Annotated in this window: 5 protein-coding genes; 2 read left to right on the top strand and 3 right to left on the bottom strand. The window is 69.3% G+C overall.

Translation table 11 applies throughout. From position 1 onward, the window contains the following. Positions 1–72 precede the first annotated feature (72 nt). Positions 73–906 carry a twin-arginine translocase subunit TatC gene (gene tatC / locus P409_RS31895; protein WP_238578821.1) on the top strand — a complete coding sequence of 278 codons (834 nt, stop codon included), beginning with the start codon at positions 73–75 and terminating at the stop codon, positions 904–906. 6 nt (positions 907–912) lie between these two features. Here the strand turns inward: tatC and P409_RS31890 are convergent, their stop codons facing one another. After that, the gene (locus tag P409_RS31890) at positions 913–1,368 is read right to left on the bottom strand and encodes a GFA family protein (protein ID WP_034848082.1); all 456 of its coding nucleotides are present in this window, start codon (positions 1,366–1,368) and stop codon (positions 913–915) included. Positions 1,369–1,429: 61 nt separating this feature from the next. Further along, a complete protein-coding gene (locus tag P409_RS31885) occupies positions 1,430–1,900 on the bottom strand; it encodes a VOC family protein (RefSeq protein WP_034848080.1) in 471 nt (156 codons plus the stop codon). 175 nt (positions 1,901–2,075) lie between these two features. Between P409_RS31885 and P409_RS31880 the strand changes: the two genes are divergently transcribed. Continuing rightward, positions 2,076–2,297, top strand: a complete 222-nt coding sequence (locus P409_RS31880; protein WP_034848078.1) for a hypothetical protein — start codon at positions 2,076–2,078, stop codon at positions 2,295–2,297. On the opposite strand, the gene P409_RS39535 is transcribed toward P409_RS31880, so the two are convergent. Beyond that, on the bottom strand, positions 2,257–2,448 hold a 192-nt coding region (locus P409_RS39535), incomplete at its 5' end, for a hypothetical protein (RefSeq protein WP_202964873.1). The two genes, P409_RS31880 and P409_RS39535, sit on opposite strands and share 41 nt — an antisense overlap.

Genomic DNA, 2,448 nt, shown 5'->3' with positions numbered 1-2,448 from the left:
GCCACGCCTGTCGCCGCGCCGGTCCCTGCCTCTGCCGCCACCCCGACCCCGACCGACCGCGCGAGCTGATCCATGGCGCCCTCCGACAGGGAGATCGACGACAAGCAGATGCCGCTGATGGACCATCTGCTGGAGCTGCGCACCCGGCTGATCTATGCCGTGGTCGCGATCCTGGTCGGGTTCTTCATCTGCTATCATTTCTCCGAGGCGATCTACCTGTTCCTGGCGCAGCCGCTGGCGGATGCGCTGGCCGCGGCCGGCCAGGCCAGGTCGATGATCTCCACGGCGCTGACCGAGACCTTCTTCACCTACATCAAGATCGGCTTCTGGGGCGGCTTCTGCCTGGCCTTCCCGGTGGTGGCCAGCCAGATCTGGATGTTCGTCGCGCCCGGCCTGTATCGGAACGAGCGCAACGCCTTCCTGCCGTTCCTGCTGTTCAGCCCGGTGATGTTCATCATCGGCGCCGCCTTCGTATACTATTTCGTGTTCCCGCTGGCCTGGAAGTTCTTCCTGTCCTTCCAGGTGCTGGGCCCGGATGTCGGCAGCGGCATCGAGATCAAGCTCGACGCCAAGGTGTCGGAGTATCTCGACCTGGTGATGCGCCTGCTGCTGGCCTTCGGCATCGCCTTCCAGCTGCCGGTGCTGCTGACGCTGCTGGTGCGCGTCGGCATCCTCAGCGTCGCCACGCTGAAGAGCAAGCGGCGCTACGCCATCGTCATCGTCTTCGTCGTCGCCGCCGTCCTGACCCCGCCGGATGCGATCAGCCAGATCGCACTGGCCGTGCCGATGCTGCTGCTCTACGAGATCGCGATCTTCATCGGCGGCCTGATCGAGCGCGACCGCGCCAAGCGCGACGCGGAGGCCGAGGCGGAAGACGCCCGCTCCGGCGACGGCCCGGCGGCGTAGCCCCGGTCAGGGCCGCGCCGCCGCATACTCCGCGATCAGGCGGTCATAGTCCTCGACCGGCGGAAAGCCTTCATAGCTGTGCACCGCCGGGGTGGCGGCCCAGGGCAGCTTCTCGCTGGTCCAGGTCTCGATGAACGGCGTCGACCATGCCGGGTCGTCCAGCATGGTCGGCCGGACATTGACGAAGAAGTCGATGCCCGGCATCCGCGTGAACAGCCAGCTCATGCAGTGCGGGCAGAAATAATGCTCCGGCGTGCCGCGCAGCCCGCCGAGCACCGGCTCGCCCTGCGTCACCGCGAACCCGGCCGTCGGGATCGCGGCGGAGAGGGAGAAGGGGCCGCCGGTCATCCGCTGGCAGCCGGTGCAGTGGCAGGCCATGGTCAGCATCGGCGGGGCGGTGACGCGGAAGCGCACCCGCCCGCACCGGCACTGGCCGTCCTGCGGCAGGGTCAACTGGGGCATGGCCTCCTCCCGGCAGATGGTCGTCCCGTCTTCTAGCGGCATGGACGACCGCCGGCCAGGGTCAGCCCTCCGCCGCCGCCTCCAGCGCGGCGATGTCGAACTTCACCATCTTCAGCATCGCCGCCGTGACGCGCTGGACCTTGGCCGGGTCGGGATCGCCCATCAGTACGCCCAGCCGTTTCGGCACGATCTGCCAGGACAGGCCCCAGCGGTCGCGCAGCCAGCCGCATTGCTCGACCGACCCGCCCTCCCTCAGCGCGTCCCACAGCCGGTCGAGTTCGGCCTGGCCGTCGCATTCGACCATGATCGAGAAGGCGTGGTTGAACGGGTCCAGCGGTCCGGCCTCGATCGCCTGGTAGCGCTGGTCGCCCAGGGTGAATCCGGCCAGCCGGACGCTGCCGGCCGGGCCGCTCGGCGTGTCGGCGGGCAAGGGCGAGATCCAGTGCACCGCCGACCCCGGGATCAGCCCGGTGTAGAAGCGGATCGCGGCCTCCATATCGCGCTCGAACCAGAGATGCTGGGTAACCTTCATGGCGTGCTCCTCCTCGCTCAGCCGGTCCCGGGCAGGACCGCTTCCGTCCCGAGGACGACCGGGGACGCCCGCTCCCGACAAGGCCATGCAAAAATTCGTGAGGCTAGGACAATCGGCCAATATCCGCGGCGCGCGACGAGGCCTAGGATGCCGCCGGCGGTTCCGGGAGGCGGCCATGGCCGGGCATGTCGGGAAGGCGGATGTCGCCGTTCTGGAGCGGTTCCTCGCCGACTCGGCGACTGCCGCGCCTTCGCAATACGCCTTCGTCCGCCGCGGCCGGGTGATCTGCTTCTACGCCGATTCCGCCGTGGCGCTGGAGGTTGGGGCGCATTGCTTCCCCGACCGCGAATTCTCCGTCATCGACGTCCAGGCCCGGAAGGTGGTGCTGCCGCACTGACCGGCACGTCGTTCCCTGGACCCGGCTCGCGCAGCCTCGGCAGCGCGGCGAGGCACAGCACGGCCAGCAGATGGAAGCCCAGCGCGATCGCCGCCAGCGGCGCCAGCCCGCGCTCGATCAGGGGCGCGGCCGCGGCGGTGCCGGCGGCGGC

This window comes from Inquilinus limosus MP06 (genome assembly GCF_000767795.1).
GTDB classification, from domain to species: domain Bacteria; phylum Pseudomonadota; class Alphaproteobacteria; order DSM-16000; family Inquilinaceae; genus Inquilinus; species Inquilinus limosus_E.
The sequence above is the reverse complement of the archived record's forward strand: the minus strand, read 5'-3'. Positions and strand labels throughout refer to the sequence as shown.